General features: G+C 37.8%; 15 protein-coding genes. 9 read left to right on the top strand and 6 right to left on the bottom strand.

Features of this window, described 5'->3' with window-relative positions:
* Positions 1-83: 83 nt before the first annotated feature.
* The 5 genes from rsgA to KO495_RS09625 all read left to right on the top strand — a co-directional run bounded on the left by rsgA (position 84) and on the right by KO495_RS09625 (position 5,846).
* Positions 84-1,142: a small ribosomal subunit biogenesis GTPase RsgA gene (gene rsgA, locus KO495_RS09645; protein WP_215980193.1), complete on the top strand. Its 1,059-nt coding sequence runs from the start codon at positions 84-86 to the stop codon at positions 1,140-1,142.
* A gap of 30 nt (positions 1,143-1,172) precedes the next feature.
* Entirely contained in the window at positions 1,173-2,045 is an 873-nt protein-coding gene (asd, locus tag KO495_RS09640) for an archaetidylserine decarboxylase (RefSeq protein ID WP_215980333.1), read from the top strand.
* A 189-nt stretch (positions 2,046-2,234) separates the two neighbouring features.
* Positions 2,235-2,615, top strand: a complete 381-nt coding sequence (locus KO495_RS09635; protein WP_215980192.1) for a BlaI/MecI/CopY family transcriptional regulator — start codon at positions 2,235-2,237, stop codon at positions 2,613-2,615.
* A 9-nt stretch (positions 2,616-2,624) separates the two neighbouring features.
* Positions 2,625-4,709, top strand: coding sequence for a M56 family metallopeptidase (locus tag KO495_RS09630; protein ID WP_215980191.1), 2,085 nt, complete (start codon positions 2,625-2,627; stop codon positions 4,707-4,709).
* Between the two features lie 132 nt (positions 4,710-4,841).
* Positions 4,842-5,846 carry an alpha/beta fold hydrolase gene (locus KO495_RS09625; protein WP_215980190.1) on the top strand — a complete coding sequence of 335 codons (1,005 nt, stop codon included), beginning with the start codon at positions 4,842-4,844 and terminating at the stop codon, positions 5,844-5,846.
* Here KO495_RS09625 and KO495_RS09620 read toward each other — a convergent pair.
* Positions 5,843-6,748 (bottom strand): cation diffusion facilitator family transporter, encoded by a 906-nt coding sequence (locus KO495_RS09620; protein ID WP_354668379.1) that lies wholly within the window; start codon positions 6,746-6,748, stop codon positions 5,843-5,845. The genes KO495_RS09625 and KO495_RS09620 overlap by 4 nt on opposite strands.
* Before the next feature lie 89 nt (positions 6,749-6,837).
* On the opposite strand from KO495_RS09620, the gene trmL reads away from it, so the two are divergent.
* Positions 6,838-7,302: a tRNA (uridine(34)/cytosine(34)/5-carboxymethylaminomethyluridine(34)-2'-O)-methyltransferase TrmL gene (gene trmL, locus KO495_RS09615; RefSeq protein WP_215980189.1), complete on the top strand. Its 465-nt coding sequence runs from the start codon at positions 6,838-6,840 to the stop codon at positions 7,300-7,302.
* A 243-nt stretch (positions 7,303-7,545) separates the two neighbouring features.
* Here the strand turns inward: trmL and gpsA are convergent, their stop codons facing one another.
* The 4 genes from gpsA to KO495_RS09595 all read right to left on the bottom strand — a co-directional run bounded on the left by gpsA (position 7,546) and on the right by KO495_RS09595 (position 9,958).
* Positions 7,546-8,550, bottom strand: a complete 1,005-nt coding sequence (gene gpsA, locus KO495_RS09610; RefSeq protein ID WP_215980188.1) for an NAD(P)H-dependent glycerol-3-phosphate dehydrogenase — start codon at positions 8,548-8,550, stop codon at positions 7,546-7,548.
* A 42-nt stretch (positions 8,551-8,592) separates the two neighbouring features.
* Positions 8,593-9,087, bottom strand: a complete 495-nt coding sequence (gene secB, locus KO495_RS09605; RefSeq protein ID WP_215980187.1) for a protein-export chaperone SecB — start codon at positions 9,085-9,087, stop codon at positions 8,593-8,595.
* A 106-nt stretch (positions 9,088-9,193) separates the two neighbouring features.
* Complete coding sequence (gene grxC, locus KO495_RS09600) at positions 9,194-9,454, bottom strand: glutaredoxin 3 (protein WP_215980186.1); 261 nt, start codon at positions 9,452-9,454, stop codon at positions 9,194-9,196.
* A gap of 75 nt (positions 9,455-9,529) precedes the next feature.
* Positions 9,530-9,958 (bottom strand): rhodanese-like domain-containing protein, encoded by a 429-nt coding sequence (locus KO495_RS09595; RefSeq protein ID WP_215980185.1) that lies wholly within the window; start codon positions 9,956-9,958, stop codon positions 9,530-9,532.
* 208 nt (positions 9,959-10,166) lie between these two features.
* Here KO495_RS09595 and gpmI point away from each other — a divergent pair, with 208 nt between their 5' ends.
* The 3 genes from gpmI to KO495_RS09580 all read left to right on the top strand — a co-directional run bounded on the left by gpmI (position 10,167) and on the right by KO495_RS09580 (position 13,861).
* Positions 10,167-11,720 (top strand): 2,3-bisphosphoglycerate-independent phosphoglycerate mutase, encoded by a 1,554-nt coding sequence (gene gpmI / locus KO495_RS09590; RefSeq protein ID WP_215980184.1) that lies wholly within the window; start codon positions 10,167-10,169, stop codon positions 11,718-11,720.
* A 139-nt stretch (positions 11,721-11,859) separates the two neighbouring features.
* The gene (locus KO495_RS09585; protein ID WP_252738898.1) at positions 11,860-12,960 is read left to right on the top strand and encodes a peptidoglycan DD-metalloendopeptidase family protein; all 1,101 of its coding nucleotides are present in this window, start codon (positions 11,860-11,862) and stop codon (positions 12,958-12,960) included.
* 139 nt (positions 12,961-13,099) lie between these two features.
* Complete coding sequence (locus KO495_RS09580) at positions 13,100-13,861, top strand: divergent polysaccharide deacetylase family protein (protein WP_354668378.1); 762 nt, start codon at positions 13,100-13,102, stop codon at positions 13,859-13,861.
* Positions 13,862-13,899: 38 nt separating this feature from the next.
* Here KO495_RS09580 and KO495_RS09575 read toward each other — a convergent pair whose 3' ends face one another.
* The gene (locus tag KO495_RS09575; protein ID WP_215980182.1) at positions 13,900-14,673 is read right to left on the bottom strand and encodes a serine protease; all 774 of its coding nucleotides are present in this window, start codon (positions 14,671-14,673) and stop codon (positions 13,900-13,902) included.
* Positions 14,674-14,777: the final 104 nt, after the last annotated feature.

Genomic DNA, 14,777 nt, shown 5'->3' with positions numbered 1-14,777 from the left:
ATGCACGAGCATTCATATATAATTGTTAGTATAATACGTCAGAAATACGTTGGATCAAATAAAAAATCATATGAATTACTCCCGTGGCTAAGGCCAAAAAACTGACTAAAGGTCAGCAAAGGCGCATTCAAGCCAATCATGATAAAAAATTACAGAGTAAAACGCCGTCTAAAAAAGACAAAGTTCAGTGGCAAGATGATGACTTAGGCGCCGCTCAATCAGGCGTTATTGTAAGCCGTTTTGGTCAACATGCTGACGTTGAGTGTACGCAAGGCAACATTTATCGTTGCAACTTACGTCGTTCAATAACGTCTTTAGTTTGTGGTGATAAGGTTTTGTGGCGACTAGGGAAAGAAACCCAACATAGCATTACAGGGGTTATTGAAGCCGTTCATGAAAGAGAGTCGGTGTTAAGTCGCCCAGATGTTTACGATGGCGTAAAACCTATTGCGGCTAATATCAGTCAAATTCTAATTGTCTCTTCAGTGCTACCTGCTTTTAATAGTGACATTATTGACCGCTATTTAGTCGCCGCCGAACAAACAGGGATAACTCCTGTTATTGTGCTCAACAAAATAGACTTATTAGATAGTATTTCACAAGAAGAACAGAACGCGATTACAGAGCAGTTAAATATTTATCGTGATATTGGCTATCAAATATTATTTGCTAGCAGCCAATCACGTGATGGAATTAGTGAGTTAAGAGAACAGCTAGCTGAGCATACTAGTATTTTTGTAGGTCAATCAGGCGTTGGTAAATCAACACTAGTTAATGCGCTCATGCCTAACCTTGGGGTGTTAACACAAGAAGTTTCTCAAAACTCAGGGTTAGGGCAACACACTACTACTGTTGCCCGTTTATACCACTTTAGTGAAGGGGGGGATTTAATAGACTCCCCTGGTATTAGGGAGTTTGGTTTATGGCATTTAACTCCAGAACAGGTCTGTAATGGCTTTATTGAATTTGAACCTTATATTGGCTTATGTAAGTTTCGCGACTGTAAGCATCAAGCCGATCCCGGTTGTGCCCTTATAGCAGCAAGTACCGAGCAAAAAATTTCCGATAAACGTCTAGCAAGCTTTCAACGAATTTTAGCTAGTTTAGATGAAAATAAATTAACCTCACGTTTTAATGATTAAGGAAACCCAGTGTCTTCAGAAAATAGTTTAATGGACAAAGTTAAAATCACCTTACAATACCTTATGCCAAAGCACGCAATTTCTCGCCTAACGGGAAAGTTTGCCGCCGCAAAAATGGGTTGGCTCACCACCTTTGCTATAAGCAAGTTTATTAAGGCTTACGGTATTAATATGCAAGAAGCTAAACTGAAAAATGCCAGTGACTTTGCCAGTTTCAATGATTTTTTTACACGAGAGTTAGCCGACGGCGCTCGTACAATCGAAGCCGGTTCAAACTTATGTTATCCCGTTGATGGTGCCATTAGTCAGCAAGGAGATATTGTTGACGGCCAACTGATTCAAGCAAAGGGCTTTAATTACAGCCTCACTTCTTTATTGGGTGGTGACGCTCGTACTTCAGCACCTTTTCAAGGTGGGAAATTCTCATGTATTTATTTAGCCCCAAAAGATTACCACCGCATACATATGCCGATGGACGCAACATTACGTGAAATGATCTATGTTCCTGGTGAGTTGTTTTCAGTAAACCCACTAACAGCGCGAAATGTTCCTGATCTTTTTGCACGCAATGAACGTGTAGTAGCCATTTTCGATACTGAATTTGGTGAACTTGCTATGGTATTAGTTGGAGCAACTATAGTTGCTAGTATTGAAACAACATGGGCAGGTACTATCACCCCACCGGCAGGTAAAGATATTTTTAGGTGGCAATACCCTAAAAGTGGCATCAATACCATCAGCTTCAAAAAAGGGGATGAAATGGGTCGCTTCAAACTAGGCTCAACCGTTGTTTGTGCTTTTTCTCCTAATATGCTGGAAGAGTTTACACCTGAAGCGGGTCCTGGTACTACAACTCGCCTGGGTGAGCCTTACGCTATGTTGAAGTCTCTTGATACACAATAGACTAAGATTATAAAAAGGTTGCTCATTTAATCTACACAAGATACGATTAAGTTCGTATTTTGTGTTTTTTATGAAATATTTATTATATTTCGTAAAAAATACCAAGAGAAAAGTACGTTTAAGAGTAAAACTATACAACATACACTTATAGCTATACGCCTGATATTAATTTAAATGAAGGAATACTAAATGGTCAATGCACGTCCTGCAGCAAAGCCAACAGAAGCAGAGTTAACATTATTAAATGTATTGTGGAAAATGGGTCCTGCAACGGTTAGACAAGTTCACGATGAAGTTAGTAACTACCAGAAAACAGGCTACACTACTGTATTAAAGATATTGCAAATTATGCATGAAAAAGCTTTAGTGATACGTGATGAAAGTAATCGTGCTCATGTATATGCTGCAGCTAATAGCGAAACACACACACAGTCCTCATTAATTAAAGACCTTATTAGTAAAGCATTTGGTGGTTCAACCTCTAAATTAGTCATGCGCGCTATTGATGACTCCACCAGCGCTAAAGAAATCAATGATATTCGTCAGCTTTTAGACTCTTTGGATAAATAAACGACTATTATGCTAGCGCCATTATTTAACACACCAATTTTATATAGCTTAGCGTTAACTTTGCTGCATTTTCTGTGGCAAGGGTTATTGATCGCGGCTATTGTAAAGTTTGTCTTGTTATTTATTGATAAAAGCAGACCCCAAATACGCTATGTTTTATGTGCAGCGGCAATGCTAGCCAATTTATGTACAGCAATTATTACTTTTAATATTATATTGCCAACGAGTGACTTATTAAATAGTAGCACTCCCTCATTGGCATTAAACAACCTGACTGCCGATATAGAGTTAACTTCATCGTTATCAGGTTATCAAGAGTTACTGCCGTCATTATTAGCTTACGTGTTGCCATATCTGTCTTTGGCTTGGTTAGCGATCATACTTGTGCTAACGGTTAAATTGTTAATTGAAATACGTAATGTAAATCTATTGCCACAACACGCTAGTAAATTGCCAGAAAAACAATTACAGCGTCGATTTATCGAATTAAGTCAGCAAGTTAAATTAACCAGAATACCTACATTGCTTATCTCTATGAAAGCCGAAGTTCCTATGGCTATTGGTATATTTAAACCTGTTGTACTGATTCCAGTCACTATGGTAACAGGGTTATCCCCTGCACAACTTGAAATGTTACTGTTACATGAGCTTGCTCATATTCGCAGACATGATTACTTAGTTAACTTTTTACAGACCATTATTGAACTGTTATTTTTCTTTCATCCTAGCGTTCACTGGCTCGCAAAAAATATGCGAAATGAGCGAGAGTATTGCAGTGATGATATTGCAGTCAAACATTGCGGCGACCCCATCGCTTATGCGCATACACTAACCGATACCGCAACACTATGCCTTCATCAACACACGATCCCTAATATGGCTATGGCGGCTTCTGGTGGTGATTTAAAAGAAAGGGTGGTACGTTTAGTTGATCATCACTGCGCCCCAAAAAATGATATTGGCAAATGGTTTGCAGCCATGACCCTACTATTATTTATTGCAATATTTTTTATACAGCAATTGTTTGCAAGTAATTATTCTCCACGTTGGGTTTATCACCTACCATGGCAAGCTCAACATTTAGCCTCTACAGAGAGCCCTTATATCGCAAGTCTTGAGAGTAGCTTAGACGACAGTATTATCACTACAGACTCTATAGCACAGCAATTATTACTAGGACCAGGTGATAGTGCACATCAAAAGCAAGAACAGAGCCCGAGTATTGAAACTAGCTTAACAATCTCTAGCACTAGTATTGATAGTGTAGCAACGGATGTTATACCTACTAATGATATAGTAGGCACTGATTTAGTTGCAAATACACTATCTCGTAGTGATAAAACAATTAAAGTCTTCAATACCAACTTGGGTAATCAGAGTATAAGTACAGATAACTTATTAGCCACTAAGCAAAGTTTAGATCATGAATACGCTATTAATGATCTTGATTTAGCAGTAAATCTTTCTTCAATCAAGCAGTTACCAAAAGAATTAAAAGTGGAATTAAAAGCAGAAAAAGTAACTCAAATATTACCCCGACAAACATTGTTAGCTGAGTCTCAAGGAGAGACTACTTACCTTAACAACCAGCAGGAAAATAACACTCTTTTAGTAAAATCGGCTAAGCCTATTAAGACACAAAAGAATGAAGTAGCAAATAAAGTTGAGCGTATAAGCGAAAATATTAGCCTAGATAATATTATTTCAACCGAGCCTTATCAAAGTTATGAGCTAGCACTTACTCAAAGAGAAGAAAAACCTATAGAGCGTAAATTTAAACAATCAAGTACAGTACAGCACAGTATTAGTAGTGCCCAACGCAAATATGAAGCTAAGCAGCTCACTTCTGTAGATCCTGTTTATCCTAGCTTAGCTAAACGTAAAGGAATAGAAATAGAAGTAAAGGTACGCTTCACTATAGATCGCAATGGCGAAGTGAAAGACATTAATTTTTCACAACAAAGTCGTCTAAATTATTTTAAAAGTGCAATTCGTACCGCGATGAGACAATGGCGTTTCATGCCAGCAAAAGTAGATAATAAAGTAGTAGAAAGCCAAATGTCCAAGATATTCTCGTTCAGTTTACAAGGTTAACTTAACTGATTTATGCTCGCAGGTAAGACAAATAACCTAGTAAGGCTAACCTGTTACTTAGCTATATTTACGCTAATAAACACAGCTTTTGCTCGTAGTACATTAACAGAAATTAGCATTGGAAACAGTACGATGAACAATACCCGCAGCTTTTCCCAAGAATCATCACTTAAGCAAAAAATCACTAATGAAATTGCGGAATTCTGGCAGCAGGGCACATTTTCTTCTTTTAAAGGAGCGAAAAAAACTCGTATTAATTACGCTTATTTTGCTACTTCTCCTCAGCAAAAGTGCCTAATTATTGTTAACGGACGTAATGAAAGTTACTTAAAGTACCAAGAATTAAGTTATGATCTTACTCGGCAAGGGTTTCAAGTTTTTCTATTTGACCACCGTGGTCAAGGCTTATCAGAACGATTATTAAAATCAGAATATAAAGGTTATGTAGAGAGCTTTCAGGATTATGTCAATGATCTGAATGGCTTTATTGATAACGTGGTCACACCACACTGTCAAAGTAAGCCTTATTTATTAGCGCACTCTATGGGTGGTGCTATTGCAGCTCGTTTTATGCAAGACTATCCTGAAAAAATACAAGCCTCAGTTTTAAGTGCTCCTATGCTAGGGTTTAATACCGGAGCGGCGCCCAATGTTATTGCAAGAGGCTTAATAAAAGCACTTAACGGCTTCAACCGACTTGTTGATGATACACCTTGGTATTTAATAAGCCAGCAAGATTACCAAGTAGCAAAGTTTACTGATAATGAGTTAACTCAGTCAAAAGTACGCTTTAAAATATTCACTGAACTGCAGGAAGAAAACCCAGAAATTCAATTAGGAGGGGTAACCTTGCAATGGTTAGTTGAGGGAATTAACGCGCAAAAAGCTATTTTTTCAAACATAACTGCGTTAACTACACCCACTATAGTATTACAAGCTGGTGAGGATACTGTTATAGATAACGCCTCGCAAGATTATTTTTGCCAAAAGCTGCATACAGTTCACCCGCAATCATGCCCTACAAGTAAGCCAGTATTAATCGAAGGTGCACGACATGAGCTTTTCTTCGAAAAAGATATCTATCGTAATGAAACATTAAACACATTATTAGACTGGTTTGAGCTGCACTCTCATTAGATAACGCTATGGTTTACCGTTGAGCTAGGATCATGGTGAATAAAAACCTCACAAGGTGCTAAACGCTTACATATCTCTTTTTCAATTGCTTCACCAATACTATGCGCTTCTAATAAAGATAACTCATCGGCTAATTCTAAATGAAACTGAATAAAACGTTGTACACCCGCTTGTCGAGTTCTTAAATCATGTATACCCAAGGCTTTGTTATGAGAAGCAACAACTGCTTTGATTTGCGCTAATTCATCTTCACTTAATTCTGTGTCCATTAATTGTTTAACACTTTGTAATACAATTTTTCCAGCGCCGACAAATAAGTATAAAGCAATAATAATCGTAAAAATACCATCGGCATACAGCCAGATCCCTTGACTTAAAATAATAGCTACTAAAACGCCAAAATTAAGTAATAGGTCTGATTGGTAGTGTAAAGCATCGCCACTAATAATAATGGACCCTGTTTTTTTTATCACAAAGCGCTGAAATATAACCAATGCTAACGTTAACGCTATCGAGATAATTGTCACCCAAATAGCTACTTCACCTTGCATAATAACTTGAGGGTTAATAACACGAGAAATGCCACTAAAAACAAGCAAAATAGCAGATCCAAGTACAAATGCAGCTTGTACTAGTCCAGCTAAACTTTCAGCTTTACCGTGGCCAAAAGTATGCTCTTTATCGGCAGGTGCCAATGCAAAACGCAAAATAACAATATTCATTAATGATGCGAACAAGTCTAATAATGAATCAGTTGTTGAAGCAAGAATCGCAGTAGAGTCGGTAACTAGCCACGCGTATAACTTTATTAGTACTAATAATAAAGCAACACTAGTCGATACTATCGCAGCCATTCGTACCCATAGCGCATAATCATTATTCTTTTTTGTATGATTGACCACAACTCCTCCCTGCTCTAAATAAACTATCGACTGTAACTCATAACTATTACTGGTTATAATAGCAAAAATTTATCAGAGCCATTATTGTTATGCTAGATGTAGTTCTTTTTCAACCACAAATCCCACCCAATACCGGTAATATTATTCGTCTCTGCGCAAACTCAGGCTTTAGACTACACCTAATTGAACCATTAGGTTTTGATTTAGACGATAAAAAGTTACGTCGAGCAGGTTTAGATTATCATGAATTTGCCGCAATACAGCGCCACGAAAACTACGGTGCATTTATTGAAAGTGAGCAGCCTCAACGTGTTTTAGCCATAACCACTAAAACTAACAATTACTATGGTGATGTGAAGTTCACTAAAGGGGATTACTTACTTTTTGGCTCTGAAACTAGTGGATTACCTGAAGAAGTTCGGTCTAAAATCCCTGATGAAGATAAGATACGCATCCCTATGCTTGAAGGGAGTCGCAGTATGAACTTGTCAAATGCTACCGCAGTGATTGTTTATGATGCATGGCGACAATTAGGCTTTCCTAATGCAGTCTAAATAACCTGAGCTTGGCTTAAGGGATTTAATAGCAAGTCTATTGCAAGTAAACCCAACGTGGTTAATGATGAATATAACCTCTTGAAATAATTTTATTATCCTGAGTTCTGGTTAATAGCCTATACCAAAGCGTATAACTTTTAATTAAAAAGCAGAAATAAAAAAAGCAGAAATAAAAAAAGCTAAATAGAACCATAATATATCGTCTTATTTAGCTTTTTTATAAGTTGTTTTTATAACGGACTATTCAAACTTCCTGTCTCTAGAAAGCAAGTTTGCGGCTGCGGTTTTAGCATCACAACCTCGATAGAGTACTTCATAAACTTGTTCAACGATTGGCATTTCTACACCAACTCGTTGAGCAAGCATATAAACTTCTTTGGTATTGCGATAACCTTCAACAACCTGGCCAATTTCTGATATAGCTTGCTCAACTTCATCACCCTTACCTAGTGCTAAACCAAAGCGACGGTTGCGGGATTGATTATCAGTACATGTTAAGACTAAATCACCTAAGCCAGCCATACCCATAAACGTTGACGCTTGAGCATCTAATGCTAATCCTAAACGGGTCATTTCAGCCAAACCACGGGTAATTAATGCAGTTCTTGCATTGGCACCAAAGCCGATACCATCAGCAATACCCGCTGCAATAGCAATAACATTTTTAACTGCACCACCAAGCTGCACACCAATAAAATCGTTATTCGAATAAACTCGAAAACGTTTTTCACAATGCAACAAATCAGACAACTCTGCGACAAAAACATCATCAGTTGATGATAATGAAATTGCGGTGGGTAAGCCTGAGGCCATTTCTTTGGCGAAAGTAGGCCCAGATAAGACAGCGAGGGCAATATCTTGCCCTAAAATATCGCGAGCAACCGTGTGCAATAATGCTCCGGTATGTGGATCAAGTCCTTTAGTTGCCCAAGCAATACGGCTGTTACTATTTAACATTGGCGCTATTTGTTTAAGCATATCGCCAAAGGCATGACTCGGCACAACAACAAGAATGTTATTACTCGCCTGTACCGCTGATGTTAAATCAGCTTCAACCAATAAGCTTTTAGGAAAAGGGCAACCACCAAGATATTTAACATTCTCTCTGGCCTGACTCATCGCTACCGCATGTTCTCGATCGCGCCCCCACAATAGTGTTTTATGACCATTTCGAGCTAAACAAATAGCCAAAGCCGTACCATAAGAGCCAGCGCCAAGTACGGTTATATCTGCAGAAAGGGTCATTAATACTACCTAATTATCACTTGTGAAATAAATTAAAAACGATTAATGCGTTTCGCTACTTTCAGGTACTTGTGCCTGCGCTGCACGTTGCTGCATATATGAAGTAAATAACCCTTCAAAGTTCACTGGTGATAAATTAAATTGTGGGAAAGAACCACGATTAACCATACTCGCAATAGCTTCACGCGCATAAGGGAATAATGTTGCTGGACAGAATGCACCAATAGTATGTGCTAACTGTGCTTCTGCAAGATTACCAATAGTAAAGATACCCGCTTGTTGAACTTCTGCTAAAAAGGCAGTTTTACCTTCAACAGTCGCAGTAACAGTCACAGCCAATACAACTTCATAGGTATCATCACCTAGCTTAGCTGAACGCGTATCTAAATCTAACTTTATCTCAGGCTTCCATTCAGCTTGAAAAATAGCTGGTGAATTAGGCGTTTCAAATGATACATCTTTGGTGTAAATACGCTGAATAGCAAATTCTGCTGTTGGTGCTTCTTCATTTGATACTGCTTGGTTCTCGTCTGACATGATAATTCCTATTTTTTATATGATTTTTTGTTTGGCTCGCATAAGCCATAACAACTAAAAATTAAAAATAACAGTGAGCTAATGACTCGCTGTTAGATAACATTTATTAAGGTGTAGTAAGTAGTGTATCGAGCTGCTGTTTAGCATCTAATGCGACTAAATCATCACAGCCACCGATGTGTTTATCGCCAATAAAAATTTGTGGTACTGTATAGGCACCTTGACTTCGTTCAATCATTACGCTGCGTAATGAAGGGTTATCATCTATTTTTATTTCATCAAAACTAACTGACTTTTGTTTTAATAACGCAATAGCATGACTACAGTATGGGCAGTATGCTTTGGTATAAATCTCTACTTTCGCCATTGTTCTCACCTCAATTTTTTATAACAAGACTCTTAGTGCATATTGCAGCTATAGTAGAGTTTTATTTATTAGCTTTTATTTTTTGGTTAGTGGTAAGCCGGCGCTAGTCCATGAGTTCATGCCGCCTTTTAAAATACTAACGCGTTCAAAACCTGCCTTTGATAAATCATTAGCAACTTTAACAGCGCTTAATCCAGCACTACATACTACAATGATGGGCTTGTCTTTTTTATTTTCAAGGCTAGCGAAACCGTTTTTAGTAATTTTTTCATTAGATAAACTAACAGCATCAAGAATATGATTAGCTTTAAAGTCTTTATCTGTACGTATATCTAAAGCAATACCTTCTTCTCTGTTCATTAAAAATGTCAAATCTTGTGGGCTAATTTGCTTAATCGGTGACATTTTCATGCGAATAGTTGTCACAATAATCATCACAACAAGTGCAACCCAGATAGCACTTAACATGCCGTTATTGCCCGCAAAAGTAATTAATTCATCCATTGTTTAGTAACCATTATTATTAATAATTTTAATCGGCATATTATACCCAAGTCTTTTAGAAATGCGAGCTTAACCCTTTATTGAAAATTTAGTAACTCACTATGGAATATTTCTCCTGTAAATCCTTAGTGAATATCCCGAAATGACTGTGTACAATAGTTATTCAACAGACCCTAAAGTAATTCAGCATTCAGTGATAGGAAACAACATGGCACATAAAAAATCTATGGTTCTAATGATATTAGATGGTTGGGGATACAGAGAAGACTCAAGCTCTAACGCCATATTGAGCGCTAACACGCCAGTATTAGATAATTTAAAAGCTAATTATCCTAACATGCTGATAAACACTTCAGGTATGGCTGTTGGCTTGCCTGATGGACAAATGGGCAACTCTGAAGTTGGTCATGTTAATTTAGGTGCAGGTCGTACGGTTTACCAAGACTTTACTCGCATTACTAAATCAATTGCAGATGGGGAGTTTTCTCAAAACCCTACTCTATGCCAAGCAGTAGACTCGGCAGTAGCAAATGACAAAGCCGTCCACATATTCGGTTTATTATCACCTGGTGGTGTACACAGCCACGAAGAACATATTTTTGCGATGATAGAGCTTGCTCAACAACGTGGTGCAAGCAAAGTTTATTTGCACGCATTTTTAGACGGCAGAGATACTCCACCGCGCAGTGCCAAGTCCTCATTAGAAAAAGCACAACAAAAATTTGCAGAGCTGTTCCCTAATGGCAATGGACAAATTGCTTCAATTATTGGTCGATACTTTGCAATGGATAGAGATCAACGTTGGGATCGCGTTGAAGCCGCCTATAACTTGATGGTAAGCGGTGAAGGACTTCACCAATACGATAATGCACTTACCGCGTTAGCTGACGCTTACCAGCGAGATGAAAATGATGAGTTTGTTGGTGCCAGTGCTATTACTCAGCCAAATGGAGATACCGTGCAAATTAATGATGGTGACTCACTAATTTTTATGAATTTCAGAGCTGACAGAGCGCGTCAATTTAGCCGTTGTTTTACCGAAGACAACTTTGACGGTTTTACCCGTAAAAAAATACCTAACATCGCTAATTTTGTCATGTTAACTCAATACTCTGCTGATATAGATGCCCCGAGTGCTTTCGAACCAGCCGCATTAAATAATGTTATGGGTGAATGGTTAGCTAAACATAATAAAACACAATTACGTATTTCTGAAACCGAAAAATACGCTCACGTTACCTTTTTCTTTAGTGGTGGTAAAGAAGACACCTTTGATGGTGAAGAACGTATTTTAATCCCATCGCCTAACGTCGCCACCTATGACTTACAACCAGAAATGAACTCAACTTTGTTAACCGATAAACTAGTTGAAGCAATTCACAGTGGTAAGTATGACTTTATTGTTTGTAATTACCCGAATGGCGATATGGTCGGACATACAGGTAGTTTTGATGCGGCGGTTAAAGCTTGTGAAGCCGTAGATACTTGTATTGGGCGCGTTGTTGATGCCTTACAACAAACTGGTGGTGAGTGTTTAATCACTGCCGATCATGGTAATGCAGAACAAATGTTAGATGAAGTATCGGGTCAAGCTCACACTGCACATACTTGTGAACCTGTACCTTTAATTTACGTTGGCAGAAGTGCAGTTCCCGAAGCGACAGGCACACTTAGTGATATATCACCAAGCATTTTACACTTAATGGGCATAGAGCAGCCGGTAGAAATGACAGGGAGAGTATTAATGCCATTAACTAAGTGATATATTTGTTTTTTAACAATTAAATTACCTCATCTTAGTTATGGCACTATTGACTAGTCTGCAATTTATTAGCAAAAGACGTTTTATAAATCATTACTTATTACTAGGCTTAGCTTTAATTAGCCTGGTAATAAGTCACTTGTCTTACGCTAAAGGTGAGCAAAGTAACGATTATCAAGAAAGTCAGCAAAAGAACAAAGCCAAGCTCAGTGATATTCAACAAGCTATCGCCAAGCAAGAATCTAACATTTATGACACCAATAAGAAAAGATCCGCTTTAGAGTTACAGCTAAAAAATGATGATTTAGCCATTGCCAGTACCGCAAAAAAAATTAATGATATTGAAACACAATTATCAACAACCCAAAAAAAAATCACTGAACTTGCTAAAGAGAAAAAGCAACTCACCCAAGATAAAATTCACCAAGAAAGTTTACTCGCACAACAACTCCGTTCAGCTTATACCACAGGGCAACACGACTACTTAAAGTTACTTTTAAACCAAGAGCAAAGTGAAAAGATACAGCGCACGATTAGTTATTATCAATATTTTAATAAAGCGCGTATCACTGAAATTGAGCAATTTGAAAGTACCATCATCGAGCTGCAAAAAGTCACGCACCAACATCAAGAAAAAATTGAGCAGTTACAAGTATTAAAAGACAAACAACTGACACAAAGTAAACAGTTAAAAGAGCGAAAAAGTCAGCGTAGCGATACCTTGAGCAAGCTCAGTAAATCACTATTATCAAGTCAACAGCAGCTAGCCAAACTTAAAATGGAAGAAAGTAACTTAAACCTTGCCTTACAAAAGCTAGCCAAACAAATTCAAGCTGAAGCCGATCTCGTTGGCTTAAGTAAGCTAAAAAACAAACTATCTTGGCCTGTTAAAGGAAGAATGCTGCATCGCTTTGGTAGCAATAAACAAGGCTATTTAAAATGGAAAGGTGTTTTATTATCTGCTCCTGTGGGTAGGCAAGTACAAACTATTCACAGCGGTACTATTTTATTTTCAGACTGGCTTAAAGGCTACGGGTTACTTACTGTTATTGACCATGGTGATGGTTATATGAGTCTTTATGCGCATAATCAAGCTTTACTTAAATCTGTAGGTGATCGCGTTGAAACGGGTGAACCCATTGCCCTTGTTGGACAAAGTGGCGGGCAAGATCAAACAGGGTTATATTTTGAAATACGCCATCGTGGCGAAGCAGTAAACCCAAAACTTTGGTGTAAATAAGCGCCAATATATTCTAAGTAACCTAAACAAGTAAACCAAGCCTGTTATATTACATAACAATAAAATCAATATAATACGCTTCAATCGGCTATATTTTATTGTTACTCTATAACTATTATAAAAATAAGTATTCTAAGCCGTGATAAAAAAATTCTTAATCGCCCTATCGATTTCTCTTACTATATATTGCCCGTTCTTATCTGCTGAAACAGTGAAAGTTGCCATAGTTATTGATGATATGGGTTATCGGTACACCGACGAAAAAGCACTCTCGCTACCTGGTAATGTAACTTATGCAATGCTCCCTCATACTACTTATGGTAAAAAGCTGGCAATAAAGGCAAATGAGCAAAAAAATGACGTTATTATCCATATTCCTATGGAAGCAAATAATAGAAAATATCTAGGGCCCGGGGCTATCACTAGCGCAATGAATGAACAAGCCGTTCACAAAAGCCTAACCGAGTCATTTAATGATATACCTTTTGCTATTGGTATTAATAACCATATGGGTAGTTACTTAACTAAACTTTATAAACCTATGACTTGGACGATGAGTTTTCTAAAAGAGCGAGATTTATTATTTTTAGACAGTAAAACCAGCCCTAGCTCCCAAGCAGTAAAAGCAGCTGTCGATATTGGTGTTCCTGTTAACTCGCGCCATGTATTTTTAGACAATGAATTAACCGACGAATATATTACTAAGCAATTTCAACATCTTATTCGTTACGCTAAAAAGCAAAAGTTTGCGATTGCGATTGCTCATCCTCACCCAGAGACAGTAAGCGCACTCACCAAACTCATTCCTACCTTAAAGCAGAATAATATTGAGTTGGTACCTTTATCAAGCTTATACCCTGCTAAAAATCTCACCGGCTCTGAGCTAGTAGCAAGTGACTAATAATGTGTACACCGAGCAAAGCGTATTATACATTCACATTAAAGATTAATTTTTTGCTCACGTAAAATTTTTCGTAAATACTTCACAGGTATAGCATAAGTAATGCCACTAGGTTTACTGATCACCGCTTCTTTAGTCTCTTGTACAAACACTTTGTTTATAATGGCAACTACTTGACCTGTTTTCATATCGTACATCGCACTACCACTATTGCCGGGGTAAGCAGTAGCGTCTAACTGGTAAATTAAATAAGGGTTACGCATACTCTTGAGCATTTTCAAACTTAACTGCCCTGCTGATGGTGCAGGAATCACTGTGGGAGTTAAACTGGCAATAATACCGCGATGCGTTACCGGATATAAGCCTAATACTGCACCAATGGGAAACCCTGTAAAAGCAATATAGCTACCATCAGGATAAAACTCGTCAGCAGCGAGTGTCATTGCGGGTAATGGACTCCCTGATAGCTTTAACACCGCAAGATCATAAAGGCTGGAAGTAATTACAATTTCAGCTTTTCTAACGTTAGCTTCTTTACCAGAGCCAATAAATACTGCCATTTCTTGTCGCAAACTCTCATCTAGCATATCAGGCAGTACATGAGCATTAGTGACCACATAAGTACCATCGCCTATAACAAAGCCCGTCCCCCTTAAAATATTCTGTGGGCGACTGGTTGGTGTATGTATACCAATACCTACAACAGAAAGCTTATTTTTCGCGACAACATTAACAAAGTTATCATTTGCCTGGCTGCTATAACTCACAATAAATAAACTTAAAAAAACAACAATACGATTAAAGAGTTTCATAATATTCCTTGAATACTCGTGTTAATAGAAAGTATTAATAATTTAGCCTACCTAGCTCAGAATAAATACACAATATCTTTCGCAAAAAACCAAACATTAGCCAT

Source organism: Colwellia sp. D2M02, assembly GCF_018860755.1.
Taxonomy (GTDB): Bacteria; Pseudomonadota; Gammaproteobacteria; order Enterobacterales; family Alteromonadaceae; genus Colwellia; species Colwellia asteriadis.
This window is presented reverse-complemented; position numbering and strand designations above follow the sequence as displayed.

Coding starts and splice junctions, on each gene's coding strand:
- asd (WP_215980333.1), top strand. CDS start 1,173: ATGGACAAAGTTAAAATCACCTTACAATACCTTATGCCAAAGCACGCA.
- KO495_RS09635 (WP_215980192.1), top strand. CDS start 2,235: ATGGTCAATGCACGTCCTGCAGCAAAGCCAACAGAAGCAGAGTTAACA.
- KO495_RS09630 (WP_215980191.1), top strand. CDS start 2,625: ATGCTAGCGCCATTATTTAACACACCAATTTTATATAGCTTAGCGTTA.
- KO495_RS09625 (WP_215980190.1), top strand. CDS start 4,842: ATGAACAATACCCGCAGCTTTTCCCAAGAATCATCACTTAAGCAAAAA.
- trmL (WP_215980189.1), top strand. CDS start 6,838: ATGCTAGATGTAGTTCTTTTTCAACCACAAATCCCACCCAATACCGGT.
- gpsA (WP_215980188.1), bottom strand. CDS start 8,550: ATGACCCTTTCTGCAGATATAACCGTACTTGGCGCTGGCTCTTATGGT.
- secB (WP_215980187.1), bottom strand. CDS start 9,087: ATGTCAGACGAGAACCAAGCAGTATCAAATGAAGAAGCACCAACAGCA.
- grxC (WP_215980186.1), bottom strand. CDS start 9,454: ATGGCGAAAGTAGAGATTTATACCAAAGCATACTGCCCATACTGTAGT.
- KO495_RS09595 (WP_215980185.1), bottom strand. CDS start 9,958: ATGGATGAATTAATTACTTTTGCGGGCAATAACGGCATGTTAAGTGCT.
- gpmI (WP_215980184.1), top strand. CDS start 10,167: ATGGCACATAAAAAATCTATGGTTCTAATGATATTAGATGGTTGGGGA.
- KO495_RS09575 (WP_215980182.1), bottom strand. CDS start 14,673: ATGAAACTCTTTAATCGTATTGTTGTTTTTTTAAGTTTATTTATTGTG.